Source organism: Butyrivibrio sp. YAB3001 (assembly GCF_900112195.1).
GTDB lineage: Bacteria > Bacillota > Clostridia > Lachnospirales > Lachnospiraceae > Butyrivibrio.
Genome location: NZ_FOKR01000002.1, coordinates 301,999 through 321,499 on the forward strand (window position 1 = coordinate 301,999; position 19,501 = coordinate 321,499).

Genomic DNA, 19,501 nt, shown 5'->3' on the forward strand with positions numbered 1-19,501 from the left:
GTTGTGACGATTTGCAGATGCTAATACAGATCCTTGTAATAATTATATTTTATATGATATTAAGGACAAAAGAAAAATTTTATCATACTTTCATTAACACCTTTTTCATTGTAAAATACGATAGAAGCTGTTAAGCAGTTTCTATTGTATTTTGGGGGAATTTTTATGATTTCATTATTATCAATGGCTGTAAATGCAATTGTCAGCTTTTTTCTATATATTGTAAAAGCTTTCTTTTCCATGCTTTCATGGTTCATCAAGAGTTTCCTAAATATTCTGAAACTCTTATTTTGCATCTTACCTGTAACATCAATTATTTTTGCACTCCTCATGCTCTTTAGTTTATATCAGACATTTGCCGGAACGCCTGATATGAACGAACTTAAGGACGTTTCTTTTTGGCTTGGCAACAACCAGAATACCCAGTCAGCTCTTTTTAAAGGCCTGCAAGACTGGTGGATTCAGAATATCTATTCTTATCATGGCTCAATTGCTTTCATTTTGTTACTATTTCTTACAATCATCATGTTTGTGCCTGTTGCAGCAGTTTTTCTTAGCATTGGAGTATTTATTTCTTTTTCATCAATACTCTTCTATTCAGTTATAATTGATGTCTGCCTGTATCTTTTGATTGCCCTTTTCAAAAAATCTTTAATCGCGCAGGTTTTTGACCGCTATTACAGAGTCTTCCCCAATCGTGGAAAAGAGCATTATGAAAAGAGCTACGAAAAATGGCTTAGAAATCACCATGAAGAGTTTGAACGTGATAATAAAGTGGCTCATCGAAGTGATGATGATCCATATTATGAAGAAGATGATGACGAATCTGACTATGAATACGAAGATTATGAAAATGAAGATACTTTTGAATATACCGAAGACGAGGATTCTGTGGATTACGAGGATTGGAACGATGACGAGGATGATGATGATTTAGAATGCTATGAGGAAGATGATGACGACGAGTTTTATTACGAGGATTCAGATGATGAATATGATGATACTTCCATCCCTGTCAAATCCTCTTCAAGCTTCGATTTCTTTGCCGGCTGCAATTCAAGAGAAAGCATAGACAAGAAGTACAAATCTCTCGTAAAGCTCTACCATCCCGACAACATGGATGGCGATACCGCTGCTCTACAGGAAATCAATGTTCAATATGATCAGGCAAAAAGACGTTTTGCCTGATCATAACAGAATATAATACTAATTTGCGTCTGCTTCATATTTATCATTTATCCATATCGTAAAGTCCTTATAGATTTCCGAAAAGTCTTTTCCATAAGCCGATTTCGACATAGTCATAAGATCTTTGCCAAGATTTGCCATAACAGTATCCATACCATACGCTGTGACTAGATAATCTGTTATACAGCCTGCTTCATAGTATGAGCAGTCATTTGCGTGCATGTACTGCTGCATCTCATCAGTCCTTGTAGTCTTGTCAGATTTGACATCTGTATACTCACGACCGACAAAAGCCCCATTTGCAAAACCTAAACCTGAATAATAATATATATTTTTTAGCTCAATAGTTTTTTCTTCAGCATTCCAGAATAGTGATGTTTTAAGATCTTCCAGATATTCCTCATAAACTAAGTTACATGCCTTTTTGCACATTCTGTTTTCGCAGACAAGCATTGAAATATACTCAGCAATTCCTTCCGAGCTAAAGTGCGAGTCAGGCTGTATTTCAATATATTTATCAGTAAGGTAATGCACAATATTCATGGAGAAGTGAATATTTAGCCTGATCCCAGTCGTAAAACAATTTAATAAAGTTACTTACCGAGTTGTAATATGCTCCGGCATTTGCTGAAATTCCCGCCTTATTGCAAAAATCCGTATAAATTTCAACAGATGCAACATCTTTGTTTATATAGTCTTTTAAGGCTTCCCTCGCGTCTGTAAAGTCAAGATCCACCATACTAAGAACTTCTTCTAAGCCTGCAAAAAAGGCTTCTTCTCCCATAAGCTCAATGTCATCTGCTGCAAGAAACCATATTGAAGACGGTGCCTTTACAACATAAGGGTACATTGCTCGTTTCTCAGAATCTTTTGAGTCATTCTTTTCTATGACAAAACCTGCCACAGACCTGCCACATATATTATCATCATTTTCAGCAACTGCATTCTCAGCATCTTCCTGCTCATAAGTTGCTGTCACGTCTGTATTTACAGTATTGGAACATCCAGCGATACTAATCGCTGCCGCCAAAAAAATTCCTAAACATCCCAGTTTTCTAATCTTCATTGTCATTCCTCCCCGGTCACAAAAGCTGGTATATATTTTTATGTTCTATCCCCGTAACAAGAACAAAAGCACATTTCTTGATAACACATTAAAATGTGAGTTGGCGAAATTCTTTTTGTTTTTTTAATTATTATAAAAAACAAAAAATTCAGAGCGTATTCCATTCATACACTCTGAATCTTTTTAATATATGTCATAATTTTTTTACATTATCTATCGAAGCAATCCATTTATTTAAATTGACATTTATATCATCATTTTGCCAAAAGACTAAAGAATACTTTCTTTCATACATAACAGAAGCGATTTTCGATATCTTATCCAAATGAATGCAATTACTATAATCTTGAAATATAATGCCATTTTTATCATTACATATAATGTTTATAGTCTTATTCTTTAGTGAAAAGTGTTTTGACATCAAAGTATAAATTATATCAAATAGGTCTTCTGTTTTTTTACCCATTCTATATTTATAAGATTTTCGGTCATAGACGCATCCAATGTCTTTATTTCCAAAATCAATTAAAACAATGTATGTATTGTTGCTATTGTATACTTTAGTTATCTCTATCCTCGAAGAAACATTTTCATACTTTAAATGCTTCTTATAAAAATTGCAAATCTCTTTTGATCTGCGATTACTATTTGTATTTTCTTTATTCTTATCTTTTGTTGAAATAGATGCAGTTAGTTTAGTTCTGATTTCTAAACGTTCATAGAAATCTTCATCATCAAGTGACAAAACATGACTTATACTATCGATATCCTTTGCAAGCATTCCACCACAAATTGCAGGCTGGTAACTTCCAGGTCTTTTACTACTTCTTCGACCATTATTTTCATTTAAGTCATTTCTAAATTTCATCTGTTTCGGATAATAATCTGGATATGACATACAAAAGCCTCTTCTATTAAGAATTGTTATCGCTAAATGAATACTAAATTATAAAAGCCAACAAACGATTACTGATTCTTATTACTCGCAGCCATTATTACTGCCAACTTAACACTCTAATTCTTCCTCCATGATTGCCTGAATAATAGCTTTCACCACATGGTGAAACTTTAATATAATATACTCCCTTATCTAGTATTGAAGTCCTAATAATGTCCTTTCCCGAAATATTAGAACAATATATTTCATTCATATTTGATTTAAATAACTGAAATCCCACCGTAGAATTACGAGAATTACCACCATCCAACATCTGATATTTAATGGTAATACTCTTTTGTTTATTAAGTTTAATCTTATACCACCTAGCATATTCATACCCAGGATTAAAAACTATAGTTTCACTTTTACTACTGCCAAGATTTTTAGACAATGCTGAACAATAATTCTTAGAATTATTTATTTTTGTAAATGTTATTTTTATTTTTGCATTCTCAGTATTACTGCAAAAATAATATGTTCCCTTAGTAACAGCAACATATTCCGAATCACTACCATAAATATAGCCACTTTTTACACCCAATGGCATATCTGTTTTGGGTAGACTATTATATATTTCTACATCTCCTGCTCCTTTGTTCTGAACTTTAATATAGCCATTAGATGGAACTACTAATTTATACATGTTATATTCATTTTGATAATAATACCCATAATAATTCAGCCTTCTACTCAATGTACTATGTTTAATACTCTGCCACTTATTAAAACCTAGATTAGCAACAATCCTATACTTATAAGTGCTTCCATTGACTGCCTCAACCTTTTGTGGATAAAGAACAAATAGCATAAATACCATTAAGAAAAACAAAAATATACCTCTTAATCTTTTCACTTTAATAGCCTCCTAAAGCACATTATAATTCAATATATGAATAGCTACTCAATTATCACACAGCTTTCAATGAGATTTCCATATTGTAATGCAGAAAAATACGTAAAATAATACTTTTATTTCTGTTTTTAATAATGTCAAAGATATTTTATTACAAATCATTATCGGCTCACTAATTTCACCACAATTTATGATTTCCATTCAAAAAGGCTTTTCATAAGTAATAACATCACACAATTACACACGAAAAGCTCACGCTCTCTGTCAAGCTATGAAATACACTCTTTACATAAAATAGTTAGCGAAATTCTTTGTATTTTTCAAATCTTCACAAAACTAAAAGGTATCTCAATCAAGCGAAAACAAAATACTATTATGCTCTTGAATAACGTTCTTGATATTTTTCATAGTATTTTCTCTTATTCCATTACGTTCAGCTATATTCGTCCAGTTTGAAACTGCTTCATGTACCTCTTGAATTATTTTTTTCCTTTTTGATGTACTTATTCCCATTGCCTTTCCGGCATCATGTAGGTCATTCATCGTAATTGCACTTACTTTTCCATTTACTCTCATCTGATGAGCTTTTAACCATACGTTACTCAGGTTATATGAAAATGTAATGTCATAAGCGGGTGAAAGTTTCCATTTTCCGTTCCTATCCATAAGAAATGAAATATTTTTTACATGATCGTCCTGATTGACCGCCATTACATTGAAAACCATTCTTCTAAAAAACTGTTCAATCTCATCAGATTTTAGTCTCATCTGCTGCATATACATGGCTGCCTGTTCATAACTACATAGTGCAGGAACAGAATAGTCAATATGTGCAAGTGCTCCCAATGTCTGCATGTGTACTTTATTACCATCTTTACGGTCAAAACGCTTTGTCATAAAGTGATTTCGTCCGTTTTCTTTAAATATCCTGCATTCATTCATGGTTATTCCTGCCATTCTGGCCATTTCATAATAGGCATATTCAATAAGCGTATATTCAGGCTCATCTGTCAGCCCATGATCACCATTTTTATTAACGCCGTCAAACTTCATAAGCCAATAATCAAAACCTTTACCCGCATCTATCTGTCCCGACCTTATTTCATTTGTGCTCTCATTCCATGCTATTATCGCCTTAGCTCTTGCTCCTCCAGCAGATGTTCCAAGCTGTAGAAGCTGAGAAAACTGAAGGTTCTCATCAGCTTTTATATGTATACTTTTTCTGTTTGCAAGAATATCCGATGCAAACTTTACCATTTCATCAATATCTATCTGACTATCCTTATTAAATTCCGGTCCCTGCGCAGGAACATATTCAAGTGCTCCCATGCCCCTTTTGCCAGTGTAGCAAAGTCGGTCTATTACATTAAAATCAGAATCGGACTTTCCCTGGCTCGCTAACCAACTGTTTATAACAGCATTTCCAAATTTATCAGGTAGAGAATCTGCTATCATCCCCGGTACACCCTTAAAAGAATCTCCGATATCACTAAAACGGTATATTCTGTTTGAGATTGGCATTCTTAAAGGAGACAGTTCTATTCCAGAGCCTGCTACATTATCTACAAAGTTTCTATCGTATTGAAAATCTGTAATGTTTGTTTCAGAACTTAAATGGAGAGCCCCTATTCTTGTTCCCCACAGATATACTTCTGCATAATTCACTGTTCATCACCCCATTTAAAATTTGTTTTTCTATCAGCAGACTTTTTATGTGCCCGCTGTTTTGTCTTGTTTTTCTGGCTTTCAATATATGCTGAAGGACTTTTTTCCAAATCCGGAATTGAATTATTTACCATATCAGCCAAGTCTAATACAATCAATATCTTAAACAAATTCTCCGCTGATATACTATTTCCATTTTCAAATTTCTTAATAAATGAAAGTGATAATCCAGTCATTTCAGCCATGTCAGTTTGAGTAATTGATAGCTCAATTCTGTATCTTCTTACCTTTCGTCTTATTTCATCAATATATGCTTTAGAAGTCATCATTCTCCTCGCTTTAAAATGCAAGTTAATTGTTTTCATATTCTATATTATTTCAAAAGCTTGTTTATATCAATATATTAAAGTATAATAAATTATACTTTAGCGCGATTATATTCCTTTAATGTATAATATATTACTCTTTAATATAAGCAATTAAAATTACGCACATAAAATTCAGCTATAAAAGTCAGATTTTGCATTTTATTATAGTTTTTTTAATAAAAAATACCCGTTCTCGTCCTAGACTATTCGCCTATAGACTTCAAACGGGCATATGATCAAACATATTTATAATACAAAATTATTTTCTGACTAAATGCGTATTTCTATCTGTACAATATTTAAACTTCAAATATTCTCGGAACTCTTTTATTGATATCACAGGTAAGCTCATAATTAAATCTGCCGCTGAGTTCACCAAGGAATTCGGCAGTAATCTCTTCGCCGGTCTTCTTATCTTTTCCTAAAAGAACCACTTCATCACCTTCATGAATATCTGGAATATCGGTTACATCCACCATGAACTGATCCATGCAGACTCTGCCAAGGATATTTGCACGGTGACCGTCAATCATAACATAGCCTTTACCGGATAAACTTCTTGGATAGCCATCACCGTAACCAACAGGAATTGTGGCAATCTTCGTTGTTTTATCAGTCACAAATGTTCCACCATAGCTGACAGGTGTTCCCGCAGGAACTTCTTTTACCATTACCACATGGCTTATAAGCTCCATTGTAGGCTTAAGATCAATGATATTCTTAGGGACTTCTTCAGAAGGCCACATTCCGTACATTGTAACGCCTGCTCTTACCATATCCATGGAAGACTCGGGAACCGCTATTATGCTGGCGCTATTTGCACAATGACGAAGGGGGATTCTGCGTCCTGTTCTCTCTTCTACAGCTTTGATAAAATCAACAAATACCTTTTCTCTATTTTTTACATTTGTAAGGTCTTTTTCATCTGCTCTGGCAAAATGCGTAAATATGCCCTCAACATGTATTCCCTTGAGATACATTACTTTCTGAACAAAATCAACGCCCTTTTCATCCGGAGTGATACCGATTCTACTCATGCCTGTATCAACAGCAATATGAATCTCAGGAAGTTCCGTCAGCTCGCCATTTTCCAAAAGTTTCTGACCGCATTCTGAAAGTTCTTTTGCCATATCCATTCTAAAAACAGTGGGACGAATACCCTCAAGAAGCATGCGTCTGTGGGAATAAGGAAAAGTATATCCCAAAACAAGAATAGGCTTTTTGACCGCATTATTTCTAAGTTCAAAAGCTTCCTCCGCCGTAGCTGTGGCATAGCCCCAAATATAATCAACTTCTTCAAGCATTTTGGCGATTCTCACTGCGCCATGCCCATAGGCATCAGTCTTGATAACAGCCATTATTCTTGTTCCATCCGGAATATTTTTTCTCATGGATTCAAGGTTATATTTAATTGCGTCCAAATCTATTTTTGCATAAACTCTTGAGTATTCTTCAAGCATTATAAAAACCATCCTTATCTTCCAAAAATATGCCCTTTTCATTTGTAAGATGAAATTAAGAATAACGCATTATTTCTATAATAAAGACATATTTTTATTATTTAATCAACATCAAATATTAAGATGTGTTCAAGTCCATCTATTATATCTGACGCTATCATAGAATGCCTTCCTTTCAATCTGGCAGCCTTATCACCCGCAAGTCCATGAAGATAAGCCCCAAGACACGCAATCTCAAAGCTTGACATATCATACCCCATCATGGCTCCCAATATTCCTGCAAGCACATCTCCACTTCCTGCGGTGGCCATTCCATCGTTCCCACTGACATTAATATAAATCTGTTTCTCGTTTTCATCAGCAACAATTGAACGGGCATCCTTACAAATTATAGTACAATGTAATTTTTTCGCAAGGTCTCTTGGATATTCCAAAACATGTTCTTTGCAATCCCTGATGTCGCAGCCGAACAATCTGGCAAATTCACCCAAATGAGGAGTTAAAATAAGTTTTTTGCCATATCTTGAAAAATCTGATAAAAGTTTCTTAAGATCACCATTTTGTGAAATAAGATTTATTGCATCTGCATCAACAACAAGATTTTTTTTATAGTGTAAAAGAGTTTCTTTTACCAGTTCATAGGCTCTCTGGTCCGTACCCAGTCCCGGTCCTATAACAGCCGCAGTCGACCAGTCAAAAAGCATATTTAGTTTCTCTCCGACAAGTTCAAAATCTTCATAGGTTGTAAGCATTGCTTCCGGAATAACATTCTTTACTGCTTCAGCATTTTCTATGGCTGTAAAGACTCTTACCATGCCAGCTCCCGCCCTCATACAGGCAGATGCAGCAAGAAGGCACGCTCCGCTGATATTCTTGGAACCTGCTATTATAAGAATTTTACCATTAGTTCCCTTATTTCCGTCAGGTTTTCTCTTTGGCAGAAGCTCGGATATATCTTCATCAAAAAAATAAGCTCCCGGATTTTTCCCAAGGAAACTTTCTTCCGTAATGCCAACATCCTCAACATACAATTTGCCTGTATACTCACATCCAGGATAAAGAATATGCCCAAGCTTTGTCTGATTAAAAGTCACCGTAATGTCGGCTTTTACTGCCTTTTCGCAAATTTTACCATTATCTGCATTTATACCGGATGGAATGTCAACAGAGACAACCAAAAGGTCAGATTTTCTCTCAGCTTTGCAGGCATTTATATAATCTATAGCCTTAGCATGGTCTCCTGCGATACTACGGGATAGACCAATGCCAAACAGCGCATCAACAATAACATCATGGTCTGCCATGGATCTGCTTGTTTCTATATTAAAAAGAGTGTCAGTTACAGTCCCATATTTTTCCAAAATATGAAGCTGATTAAGAAGCAGATCGCTGCATTTAGCATAATCTCCCACAACGCAGATAGTTACCACAAACCCTTTTTGTTTCAAAAGTCTTGCTATACATGCCCCATCACCACCATTGTTACCCGTACCTGCAAAGATCAAGGCACGCATTTTTCTATCACATTCTTTTTCTAAAGCCCACTCACAGATATGTTCAACAACTTTAAGAGAAGCCCTCTCCATTAGAACTTCAGAAGAAACACCAAAAAACTCAGAAGTGTTCCTGTCATAAAGTTTCATTTCCTGACTATTAACTGCATATCTCATAGTAATCCCCCAAATATAACAATTGTCTCTGAAATCAAGTACTTTGCTTGTAGCAAAAAATCGAAGGAAGGCCAAATGTATTCAAGTAATACAATAGCCCCTTCCCTCGATTCAATTTTCTAAACAAGAAACATCTATAGAATCGACGTATCTATAGCGTAGTGTTTATATTCCCATGAAATCAAAAAATATTTGATCACTCAACGTAATCCGCTTCATTTCCCGCAAGAGGACGCCTTATCGGATGTCTCTTATCAGGATCATATTTCATATCAAATATCTCAATAACCTCAGGTCCAAATATCTGATGCATATAAGAATAAAGATTATAATTTTCCATCTCAGATTCTTGCAGCCTAATAACATTCTTTTTAAGCTCGATACGTGCTCTTGAAAGCCACTCATCAAGCCCTTTAATATAAGTTGTATTCTCATGAAGGCGTTCATAGCAGGTCTTCATGGTAGAAATCATCAACTTATAATCTGTATCATATATTTCTCTGGAGAGATTTAAAAGTTCTTCCTGATATGAATCAAGCTTATCATTACACTCATTGATAAGTCTGCTTCTGTTCTGGATTTCTTTTTCAATACTCTCAATGGACGCAGCATAAGCAGGATTGTTGGCCTTGTCTCTAAGTGGAACAATTTCTCCAAGAAGTTTTTTCTTAAGTTTCTTAATATCCTTTGTTTCGCTTCTAAGCTTGCCATCCCTTTCGACAAGTGAATTGAGCTTATCAGCCAGTTCTTGTATTTCGGGTGTCATGTCCGTCTGCGTAAACAGTTGATGCCATTTATTATCTAAGGTCAATATAGGAATGCTTTTCCCCTGAAGCGCAGACATATAAACTTCATCATCTTTAGCCATCAGATTATCTCACTATTCAACAGAATGATTATTTGTTTTCGTATCTATTAATATTATACGATAATTTCATCAAACTGTCAGATAAATGTACATTTTCTACCTGAATATTGATAGGAACATCCAGATCAACATGCGCAAAGTTCCAAATAGCCTTGATTCCATACTGAACTAACTTATGTGCCATTGGCACTGCCTGATCCTTAGGAATCGTTAAAACTGCAATTTCTATCTGATTCTTTTTAATAAATTCTTCTATTTCTTCTACGGGGCGAACTTCAACATCCCTTATCTTAGTTCCATATAATTCAGGATTACAATCAAATGCTCCCTTAAAAACAAATCCTCTTCTGGTAAAGTTGGTATAGCCCGCAATGGCTTTGCCAAGATGCCCTGCGCCTATTATAACCAGACTGTGCTGCTTGTCTATACCTAGTATTTTACTGATTTCATCGTAAAGATAATTGACATTATAGCCATAGCCCTGTTGTCCAAATCCGCCAAAGTTGTTAAAATCCTGCCTTATTTGAGAAGCAGTAACCTTCATGATATCACTGAGCTCCTGAGATGATATTCTCTCAACGCCCTTTTCCTTCAAATCCCCCAAGTACCTGAAATATCGAGGTAGCCTACCAATTACAGCCTGAGAAATTTCTTTTTCTGCCATTGTCTGCTCCATTCTTCTATTTATTTTTTATGAAATTTCATTATAAATAACAGTGATATTTGGAATATTTTCACAAATAACTGTCATTCAAAATTAATAGTTTGTTAATTATTTCTCAAATAATATTATATCTGTCTGTTAAAACCATGTCAATTAATCTTATACTTATTTAATATTTTGAATTCTTAGCATTAAAAACATATATCTATCGTAAAAAACGGCATTAGATATTTCCTAATGTCATTTGCGGCGCCGGAGGATATATATTAAACGGCAAATTTATCTTACTGTTACTAAATATAAATGGGGAAAGATCTTTCCATTTGAATAGTTGCATCAAATTCTTTATAATGTTTGGAGGAAATGAGGTGATTTTATGTCATATAAAGATTATATGGTGCGCGCTACCGCTGGAAATGCGCAGATCAGAGCATTCGCTGCCACAACCAGGGACCTTGCAGACTACGGAAGAAAAGCCCATGGACTTTCTCCTATCGCAACTGCTGCTCTTGGAAGGCTTATGACCGGAACTGTTATGATGGGACAGATGATGGATAATGACAGTGATATGATCACAGTTAAGATGGACGGTGATGGACCACTTAAAGGTGTTCTTGCAACCGCTGATAACAAGGGTAATGTTAAGGGTTATGTTATTAACCCCTATGTAATAATGGAACCGAATGCAGAAGGACACTTAAATGTCGGTGGCGGCATCGGCGAAGGTACACTTACTGTTATAAGAGACATGGGATTAAAAGAGCCTTACGTTGGTCAGGTTCCTCTCTATACCGGAGAAGTTGCTGAAGATTTAACTTACTATTTTACTAAATCAGAGCAGACACCTTCTTCTGTAGGGCTTGGCGTTCTTGTTGAAAGAGAAAATCTATCTGTTGTAGCTGCCGGTGGCTTTATCATCCAGCTTATGCCCTTTGCTGATGAAGAAACAATAAACCTCCTTGAAGAAAATCTTAAAAAGTTTTCTTCAGTAACAGACATTTTAAAAGCCGGGAAAACTCCCGAAGATATGCTTAAGATAGTTCTCGACGGTTTTGATATAGAATTTACAGACACTGTAGATTTGAACTTCTACTGCAATTGTGATAAGGACCGTGTTGAGAGAGCTCTTATGCTCATCGGAGAAAAAGAAATTCAGGAAATGATAGATGATGGAAAAGAAATTGAAGTAAACTGTCATTTCTGCAACAAAGCTTATAAGTTCAGTGTTGATGAACTAAAAGAAATCAAAGTGAAAGCTAAAGTAAATACTAGAAATCAGTAATTCAAAAAGAGACTTTGCCCCGTTAAGCAAAGTCTCTTTTTTCACTCAGTAATCGCCTTATAGCACTCCGGTCTTCTGTCGCGGAAAAGCCCCCACGAAGAGCGCATTTTTCTTATTTCTTCAAAATCATATTCTGCATATATGATTTCCTCTTTATCTCTGCCGGCTCTTGATATAACATCTCCAGTTTCATCAGTAAGGAAGCTGTTTCCATAGAATGTAAGTGAAGACTTTTGTCCGCCATTTTCTTCTGAAGGCTCAACATCTTCTTTACCAAATCTGTTGGCAGCAGCAACAGGAATGATGTTTGCAGCAGAATGTCCCTGCATTGTTCTCATCCAGTGTCCCGAACTGTCTACATCAAGAATTGGTTCTGAGCCGATTGCTGTCGGATAAAGAATGATATCCGCTCCTAAAAGTGCCAGGCTCCTTGCTGTTTCAGGGAACCACTGATCCCAGCATATTCCAACACCAACTTTGCCATAGGCTGTATCAAACACTTTAAAGCCTGTATTTCCCGGAGTAAAGTAAAACTTTTCCTGATAATAATGATCATCCGGAATATGAGTTTTCCTATAGATTCCAACTTCACTTCCGTCAGCATCAATCATGACTACCGTATTATAAAAAGTATTGCCCGATTTTTCGAATACGCATATAGGCATAGTAACCTTAAGCTCAGCACAGAGCTTTTTAAAATGGTTAACTGCAGGATTCTCTTCCAATGGAAGGGCAAGTTCATAATAATCGTATCTTCTTTCCTGGCAAAAATATTTTCTCTCAAATAATTCAGACAAAAGAATAATCTTTGCGCCTTCACTTGCAGCCTCTCTTGATAGTCTATCCGCAGTTTCTATATTTCTTTTTACCTGATCAGCATCCGAAGAAGCAGTTTTGCCACACTCAAACTGAACGCAGGCTACTTTAATCTTGTTTCCCATTTATCCAATAATTCTCCTATTAAAATGAATGAATCCACAGTAAAAACTTGTTTCTTTCATTTTATATAAATACATAATATACTTCTTTCAAGCCTTAAAGTCTGACATGATATGAGCCACTTTCATCAGAGATTATTCTCAGGAATCTGCTGTGTTATACAGTGAATATTTCCGCCTCCAAGAAGTATATTTCTTGCAGGAATTCCAATTATCTCTCTGTCAGGACAAAGCTCACCTAGTATCTCAAGCGCTCTTTTGTCACTATCAGCATTATCTCCGCCAAACTGCGGAACAAGTGCGGCTCCGTTTATAAAATAGAAATTCACATAACTTGCAGCAAGTCTCTCTCCAACCTCTCTGAAATCCTCACCTTCCTCAAATTCATAATTATCAAGGTCTTCTTCAGTTATGAGAATCGGATTCTTAGGAATAGGAAGTTTATGAACAATTATTTTCCTTCCCCTTGCATCCGTCACACTCTCTAAATAATCCAAATCTTCCTTAGACATAGAATACTGCGGATCATTCTCATCATCAGTCCAGGCAAGGACCACTTCTCCCGGAGCCACAAATGCACAAACATTGTCTACATGCTCATTGGTCTCATCATTATAGATTCCCTTTGGAAGCCATAAAACTTTTTCAGCCCCGAGATATTTCTTAAGAGTCTCTTCAATCTCAGCCTTTGTCATAGAAGGATTCCTGCCTTCACTCAAAAGACAGCTCTCAGTAACCATCACAGTTCCTTCACCGTCACAATGAATGGAGCCTCCTTCAAGCACAAAGGGATGCGCATCATACATCTCAATTTCGCACAGATTGCAGAAAGCAGATGCAACTTTATCATCCTTATCCCAATTGGCGTACAAGCCATCAAACTCTCCGCCCCAGGCATTAAACTCCCAGTTGATTCCTCTTATATTTGTATCTAGATTATCTGCGTTATCCTTAGTTTCAGCACTTTTCAAATCAGTAGAATATCCGTGCTTATTATCTACGCTATCCCTCTTTTTAACAAATGTAGGACCAACATCTCTCGCCCAGGCATCATCAGATTCAATAGGAAAAATAAGACATCTATTCTCTAATATATCCTGAAGGGTTACGACTCCTTCAAAATTCCGAGTAAGTCTTTCACCTTCACTAAGAATCCTCCCTTCTTCAACAACTGTGCATGGAGGCACCAATCTATCAGTTCCATCAACAAAATCCGTAATGATGTCATCAAGCAAATCCTTCGCCTCATTCCAATGCGCTTTATCTGCTAAAAGGTACAGATTTTCTCGCTTAAGGATTTCGATGAACACTCTGGAAAAAGACCTGATTGCGCCACTTCTATCCTTCCCCCAACTCCCCGGGCGGACAGGATAGATCATAATAGTTCCATCATGTCTTGAAAACTCAGCAGGCATAAAAAAATCATCATCTATTGGAAATGTGCTAATCTTTTTAGTCAAATCTAATCTCCCATCAATAAGGCATAATAATCATTACAATCTTGATTTAAAATCTTCGTATCCAAAGGAACGTATTAAATCCACTTCACCATTTTCATGAAGAATATCAATGTCAGGAAGTGGCATACCATTAAAGGTATTATTTTTCACCATGCTGTAAATAGCCATATCTTCAAATACAAGTCTGTCTCCGATTCTTTTCTCTTCGGCAAAACTGTAATCGCCAATAATATCGCCGGCAAGGCAGGTTCTTGAAGACAATCTGTAGGTATAGTTCATCTCGCCCGGTTCCTCACCATCTCTAAGCGGTGGCCTGTAAGGCATCTCTAGAACATCCGGCATATGACAGGCAGCAGAGGTATCAAGAATAAGAACAGGCATTGCATCTGTTGCGATAATATCCATAACGGTAGTAACAAGATATCCTGCATCGAGCGCAATTGCTTCTCCCGGCTCAAGATATACTTCAATACCATACTTTGCTCTGATACTTTTAATTAAATTGATAAGCCCGTCAACATCATAATCCTCTCTTGAAATATGATGTCCGCCACCAAGATTAAGCCATTTAATCTTGTATAAATACTTCCCAAATTTCTTTTCGAAGACCTCAAAAGTGTCCTTTAACGGCTCAAAGCCCTGCTCACACAAAGTATGAAAATGAAGTCCCTCTACCAGTGACGGCAATTCCTCCGGCATATCCTTCAATCTGATTCCAAGTCTGGAACCTGCAGAACATGGATCATAAATATCATGATCTTCCTGTGTGCTATACTCAGGGTTTATCCTAAGTCCCACAGAAAGCTTCCCTTCATTTACAGCTCTTTCCCAAGCACTTCTGTGATGTTCAAGCTGAGACAATGAATTAAACACCATGTGATCACAGATCTCACATAGTTCCTTCATCTCTTCATCGCCAAAAGCAGGCTCATAAACGTGATTCTCAATTTTTCGCCCTGAATCATTTTGTACATTTACAAGCTCCTCATAAGCAAGTTTGGCCTCATATAATCCGGATGCTGTTGCACCTGACAGATATTTTCCAATCAGGGGATAGGTTTGATAGATTGAATATGCTTTTTGCGCCAAAAGAATTTTTGCGCCGGATTCTTTCTGAACTCTGTCCAGAATCTCTAGATTTTCACGAAGTTTCTTTTCATCAATAACATAAGCCGGTGTCTTAATCTCGTTAAAGTTCATCTTGCCCCCTCGAATAAGCGCTGACATGAAACGGGATTATTCCTCCGATAAACAAAAGAATATATCCTCGTTTCCTCAGCTATTTTCATTAGGAACTATACGGAAAAACATTACAATTATTCCGACTGTTCCTCAATCTCAGTCAACCAAAACAGGATTTTCATCAACAACCCAAGGAAGACCGTATTTATTAAGCATATCCATATATGGATCAGGATCAAACTCATCAGTTGTAAATACGCCGGGCTTCTTCCACTTGCCGCTAAGCACAAGCGCTGTTCCGATCATTGCAGGAACACCGGTTGTATAACTGATAGCCTGGCTTCCAAGTTCTTTGTAGCATTCCTGGTGGTCACATACATTATAGATGTAGACAACTCTTTCTTTTCCGTCCTTGATTCCACGGAATATGCATCCGATATTTGTCTTACCAACAGTTCTAGGGCCAAGGCTTGCAGGATCCGGTAAAAGAGCTTTAAGGAACTGGATAGGAACGATTTCTTTTCCCTCAAAATTAACAGGAGAAGTTGAAAGCATACCAACATCCTCAAGGCATCTCATATGATCAAGATAGCTCTGTCCAAATGTCATAAAGAATCTGATTCTCTTTATCTCAGGGAAATTGCGGCCAAGAGCTTCAATCTCCTCATGATGAAGAAGGTACATATCCTTCTGTCCAACTTCAGGGAAATCATAAACTCTCTTTATTTCCATAGGCTTAGTCTCAACCCAATGACCATCTTCCCAGTAGCTTCCGTTAGCACTTACTTCACGAAGATTGATTTCAGGGTTAAAGTTGGTTGCAAAAGCATAACCATGGTCACCGCCGTTGCAGTCCATGATATCAACATAGTGGATTTCATCGAAATAATGCTTTTTAGCATAAGCAGTAAATACAGATGTAACACCAGGATCAAAACCTGTTCCAAGAAGTCCTGTGATACCAGCCTCCTTAAACTTATCCATGTATGCCCACTGATAGCTGTAATCAAAATATGCTGTAAAGCCCTTTTCTTTACAGCGCTTTTCATATGCAGCGCGCCATACAGGCTCATCTGTATCTTCAGGCTCATAGTTTGCTGTATCAATATAATCAACTTTGCACTCAAGGCAGGCATCCATGATAACAAGATCCTGATATGGAAGTGCTACATTTAAAACAGCATCAGGCTGATACTCTTTTATTAATTTGATAACATCATTAACATCATCTGCATTAACTGTTGCAGTTGTGATCTTAACAGGAGTTCCCTGTTTTTCAAGCTTCTCCTTCATAGCATCGCACTTGCTTACTGTTCTGCTTGCAATGCACATCTCTGTAAATACTTCTGTGTTCTGGCAGCATTTCTGAATTGCAACCTGCGCAACTCCTCCGCAACCAATTACTAATAGTCTGCTCATTTAGCAACCCTCCTAAAAAATATATAATTATCTGGACATATCTTCTTCTTCCTGAAGAAGATCTTCTACATACTTAGGAAGCATAAAAGCCCCTTTATGAAGGTGTGTGGTATAATACCAGGTCTTTATGCCTCGCTCATCCCATCTGTCAGGATTAAAGTCCTTGAGTGGATGATACTTTTTGCTTGCAAAACCAAAGAGCCAATATCCGGCAGGACATGTGGGAATATGTGCCTGATAAACTCTGTTAATAGGGAATACTCTGTAAGCCTTTCTGTGCATTGCTCTGCAGCTCTCTTCATCCTCATCGTAGAATGGGCTTCCATGCTGATAAACCATGATTCCATCATCATGAAGAGCCTTGTAGCAGCTGCCATAAAACTCTTTTGTAAAAAGACCTGCTTCATGTCCCAAAGGTTCTGTTGCATCATTTATGATAAGGTCGTACATATCTTCACATTTTCTAAGATACTTAAGGCCATCCTGGTAATATATATGCACTCTGTCATCCTCGAGACCAACTGCATTGTCAGGGAAGTATTGCTTGCATACTTCCACAAACATATTGTCAGGCTCAACCACATCGATTACCTTGATCTCATCGTAGTGACAAAGTTCTCTGGCAACACCGCCATCTCCGCCACCAAGGACAAGCACTCTTTGAACCTTGGGATGAACAGCCATAGGCACATGTACTATCATCTCGTCATATGTAAATTCATCTTTTTCAGAGAAAATTATATTTCCATCTGATGTAAGAAATTTGCCAAATTCAGGTGAATCAAAAACATCTATTCTCTGAAACTCACTGCTACCAGAAAAAAGCTGTTTGCTGATTCTGATACTGATCTTAACATTTCCAGTGTGCATGTCACTGAACCAATAATCCATTTCAGCCATCTCGACCGATTACCTCCATAAATGTGATATGTACAAATACTCTGTTTATTTCAGTACAAACAACTCAGAAATATCCTCGCTCTCAGGTCCTTGCATCGAGCAGCCTTTTTCTCTAGCTGTTCTGATGTAATCAAGGATTTCTTCTGTGATAACTTCACCCGGAGAAAGAATCGGTATTCCCGGAGGATAACACATAACTGATTCTGCGCTTATTCTTCCTACCGTCTTTTCTACAGGAAGTGATTCTTTTTCTGCATAGAAGGCTTCCTGAGGTGTCGCTTTAACGATAGGTGTCACATATTCTGCTGAGAAAAAGCTCTGCTCAGGCTTACTATACAATCTTCTGATATCAGCCAAAGCTCCCGCAAGTCTTTCAATGTCCTGAAGTCTGTCTCCGATTGAGATATAAGCCATAACATTAGACAGATCCCCAAACTCCATCTGAATATCATACTCATCTCTCAAAAGATCATATACCTCAATTCCGGTGAGACCTATTTTACGGGTATTGACAACAAGTTTGGTCTCATCGAAATCGAAAATGCTACCGCCATTTTTAAGCTCATTCCCATACGCATAGTAGCCGCCAATATCATTTATCTCTTCTCTTGCATACTGCGCCATCTTGGTAACTTTCTCAAAGCTTGCAGCTCCGTTTAAAGCAAGATTTCTCCTGGAGATATCAAGACTTCCAAGAAGCAGATAGCTTGCGCTTGTGGTCTGTGTAAGGTTCACGATTCTGCTGATATATCCAATATTGGCATCAGGACCACACAAAAGGATTGAACTCTGTGTAAGGCTTCCACCTGATTTGTGCATGCTTATGGCTGCCATATCAGCGCCGGCTGCCATTGCGTTAAGCGGAAGATTAGGTCCAAAATAAAGGTGAGTTCCGTGGGCTTCATCAACCAAAGCTTTCATACCATGCTCATGCGCCAGATCAACAATTGATTTAAGATCTGAGCATATTCCATAATATGAAGGGTTATTTATAAGAATAGCCTTAGCTTCAGGATTTTCCTCAACGGCTTTCCTTACATCAGCAAGTTCCATTCCAAGCGGTATTCCAAGATTTGTATCTACCTTGGGATCAATATAAACAGGAATGGCACCGCAAAGGATAAGAGCATTAATAGCGCTCTTATGCACATTTCTGGGCATGATTATCTTCTCGCCCTTTTTAACATGGGAAAGAACCATAGCCTGAACGGCGCTCGTAGTACCATTTACCATCATAAAAGCATGCGCTGCGCCAAAGGCATCTGCCATTAATTCCTCAGCCTCTTTGATAACAGAAACCGGATGGCAAAGATTATCGAGCGGTTTCATGGAATTGACATCAATTCCGACACATCTATCTCCTAAAAAGCTGACCAGTTCAGGGTTTCCTCTTCCTCTCTTATGTCCGGGAACATCAAAAGGAACAACCCTCTGCTTTCTGAACCTTTCCAAAGCCTCATAAACCGGCGCTTTTCTCTGTCTATCTAAGTTCAACTACAAAATCCTCCCACAATCCATATACGAAACTAAAGGAGTGGCATTTCATACATTTATAATAAACGTGTCTACCCAGCGTCT

At 37.2% G+C, this 19,501-nt stretch carries 18 protein-coding genes; 2 read left to right on the top strand and 16 right to left on the bottom strand.

Annotation, left to right across the window (positions count from 1 at the left end):
• The first annotated feature begins 165 nt into the window (after positions 1–165).
• A complete protein-coding gene (locus tag BM086_RS01355) occupies positions 166–1,188 on the top strand; it encodes a J domain-containing protein (protein ID WP_092322268.1) in 1,023 nt (340 codons plus the stop codon).
• 18 nt (positions 1,189–1,206) lie between these two features.
• Here BM086_RS01355 and BM086_RS01360 read toward each other — a convergent pair whose 3' ends face one another.
• The 10 genes from BM086_RS01360 to BM086_RS01405 form a co-directional block, all read right to left on the bottom strand.
• The gene (locus BM086_RS01360; protein ID WP_092322272.1) at positions 1,207–1,731 is read right to left on the bottom strand and encodes a hypothetical protein; all 525 of its coding nucleotides are present in this window, start codon (positions 1,729–1,731) and stop codon (positions 1,207–1,209) included.
• Positions 1,706–2,254 (bottom strand): hypothetical protein, encoded by a 549-nt coding sequence (locus tag BM086_RS01365; protein WP_092322275.1) that lies wholly within the window; start codon positions 2,252–2,254, stop codon positions 1,706–1,708. Before BM086_RS01365 ends, BM086_RS01360 begins: the two co-directional genes overlap by 26 nt.
• Positions 2,255–2,447: 193 nt before the next feature.
• A complete protein-coding gene (locus tag BM086_RS01370; protein WP_092322278.1) occupies positions 2,448–3,152 on the bottom strand; it encodes a hypothetical protein in 705 nt (234 codons plus the stop codon).
• Positions 3,153–3,249: 97 nt separating this feature from the next.
• On the bottom strand, positions 3,250–4,047 hold the full coding sequence (locus BM086_RS01375; protein WP_092322281.1) for a hypothetical protein: 798 nt from the start codon (positions 4,045–4,047) through the stop codon (positions 3,250–3,252).
• 348 nt (positions 4,048–4,395) lie between these two features.
• On the bottom strand, positions 4,396–5,712 hold the full coding sequence (locus tag BM086_RS01380; RefSeq protein ID WP_092322284.1) for a type II toxin-antitoxin system HipA family toxin: 1,317 nt from the start codon (positions 5,710–5,712) through the stop codon (positions 4,396–4,398).
• A complete protein-coding gene (locus BM086_RS01385; RefSeq protein ID WP_175560051.1) occupies positions 5,709–6,041 on the bottom strand; it encodes a helix-turn-helix domain-containing protein in 333 nt (110 codons plus the stop codon). The genes BM086_RS01380 and BM086_RS01385 overlap by 4 nt, the downstream gene beginning before the upstream one ends.
• 338 nt (positions 6,042–6,379) lie before the next feature.
• Entirely contained in the window at positions 6,380–7,552 is a 1,173-nt protein-coding gene (gene alr / locus BM086_RS01390; protein ID WP_242952102.1) for an alanine racemase, read from the bottom strand.
• An 89-nt stretch (positions 7,553–7,641) separates the two neighbouring features.
• The gene (locus tag BM086_RS01395; protein ID WP_092322296.1) at positions 7,642–9,210 is read right to left on the bottom strand and encodes an NAD(P)H-hydrate dehydratase; all 1,569 of its coding nucleotides are present in this window, start codon (positions 9,208–9,210) and stop codon (positions 7,642–7,644) included.
• Positions 9,211–9,406: 196 nt separating this feature from the next.
• Positions 9,407–10,078 carry a hypothetical protein gene (locus BM086_RS01400; protein WP_092322299.1) on the bottom strand — a complete coding sequence of 224 codons (672 nt, stop codon included), beginning with the start codon at positions 10,076–10,078 and terminating at the stop codon, positions 9,407–9,409.
• 28 nt (positions 10,079–10,106) lie between these two features.
• Complete coding sequence (locus BM086_RS01405; RefSeq protein WP_092322302.1) at positions 10,107–10,742, bottom strand: redox-sensing transcriptional repressor Rex; 636 nt, start codon at positions 10,740–10,742, stop codon at positions 10,107–10,109.
• 376 nt (positions 10,743–11,118) lie between these two features.
• On the opposite strand from BM086_RS01405, the gene hslO reads away from it, so the two are divergent.
• Positions 11,119–12,024: an Hsp33 family molecular chaperone HslO gene (gene hslO / locus BM086_RS01410; protein ID WP_092322305.1), complete on the top strand. Its 906-nt coding sequence runs from the start codon at positions 11,119–11,121 to the stop codon at positions 12,022–12,024.
• 41 nt (positions 12,025–12,065) lie between these two features.
• On the opposite strand, the gene aguB is transcribed toward hslO, so the two are convergent.
• The 6 genes from aguB to BM086_RS01440 all read right to left on the bottom strand — a co-directional run bounded on the left by aguB (position 12,066) and on the right by BM086_RS01440 (position 19,417).
• Positions 12,066–12,965: an N-carbamoylputrescine amidase gene (gene aguB, locus BM086_RS01415; protein WP_092322308.1), complete on the bottom strand. Its 900-nt coding sequence runs from the start codon at positions 12,963–12,965 to the stop codon at positions 12,066–12,068.
• Positions 12,966–13,090: 125 nt separating this feature from the next.
• A complete protein-coding gene (gene aguA / locus BM086_RS01420; RefSeq protein ID WP_330391472.1) occupies positions 13,091–14,422 on the bottom strand; it encodes an agmatine deiminase in 1,332 nt (443 codons plus the stop codon).
• 33 nt (positions 14,423–14,455) lie between these two features.
• Positions 14,456–15,622: a carboxynorspermidine decarboxylase gene (gene nspC / locus BM086_RS01425; protein ID WP_092322311.1), complete on the bottom strand. Its 1,167-nt coding sequence runs from the start codon at positions 15,620–15,622 to the stop codon at positions 14,456–14,458.
• Positions 15,623–15,760: 138 nt separating this feature from the next.
• Positions 15,761–17,023, bottom strand: a complete 1,263-nt coding sequence (locus BM086_RS01430; RefSeq protein ID WP_092322314.1) for a saccharopine dehydrogenase family protein — start codon at positions 17,021–17,023, stop codon at positions 15,761–15,763.
• A 27-nt stretch (positions 17,024–17,050) separates the two neighbouring features.
• Positions 17,051–17,914, bottom strand: coding sequence for a polyamine aminopropyltransferase (gene speE / locus BM086_RS01435; protein ID WP_092323498.1), 864 nt, complete (start codon positions 17,912–17,914; stop codon positions 17,051–17,053).
• A gap of 54 nt (positions 17,915–17,968) precedes the next feature.
• Positions 17,969–19,417 (bottom strand): aminotransferase class I/II-fold pyridoxal phosphate-dependent enzyme, encoded by a 1,449-nt coding sequence (locus BM086_RS01440; protein WP_092322317.1) that lies wholly within the window; start codon positions 19,415–19,417, stop codon positions 17,969–17,971.
• Between the last annotated feature and the right edge of the window lie 84 nt (positions 19,418–19,501).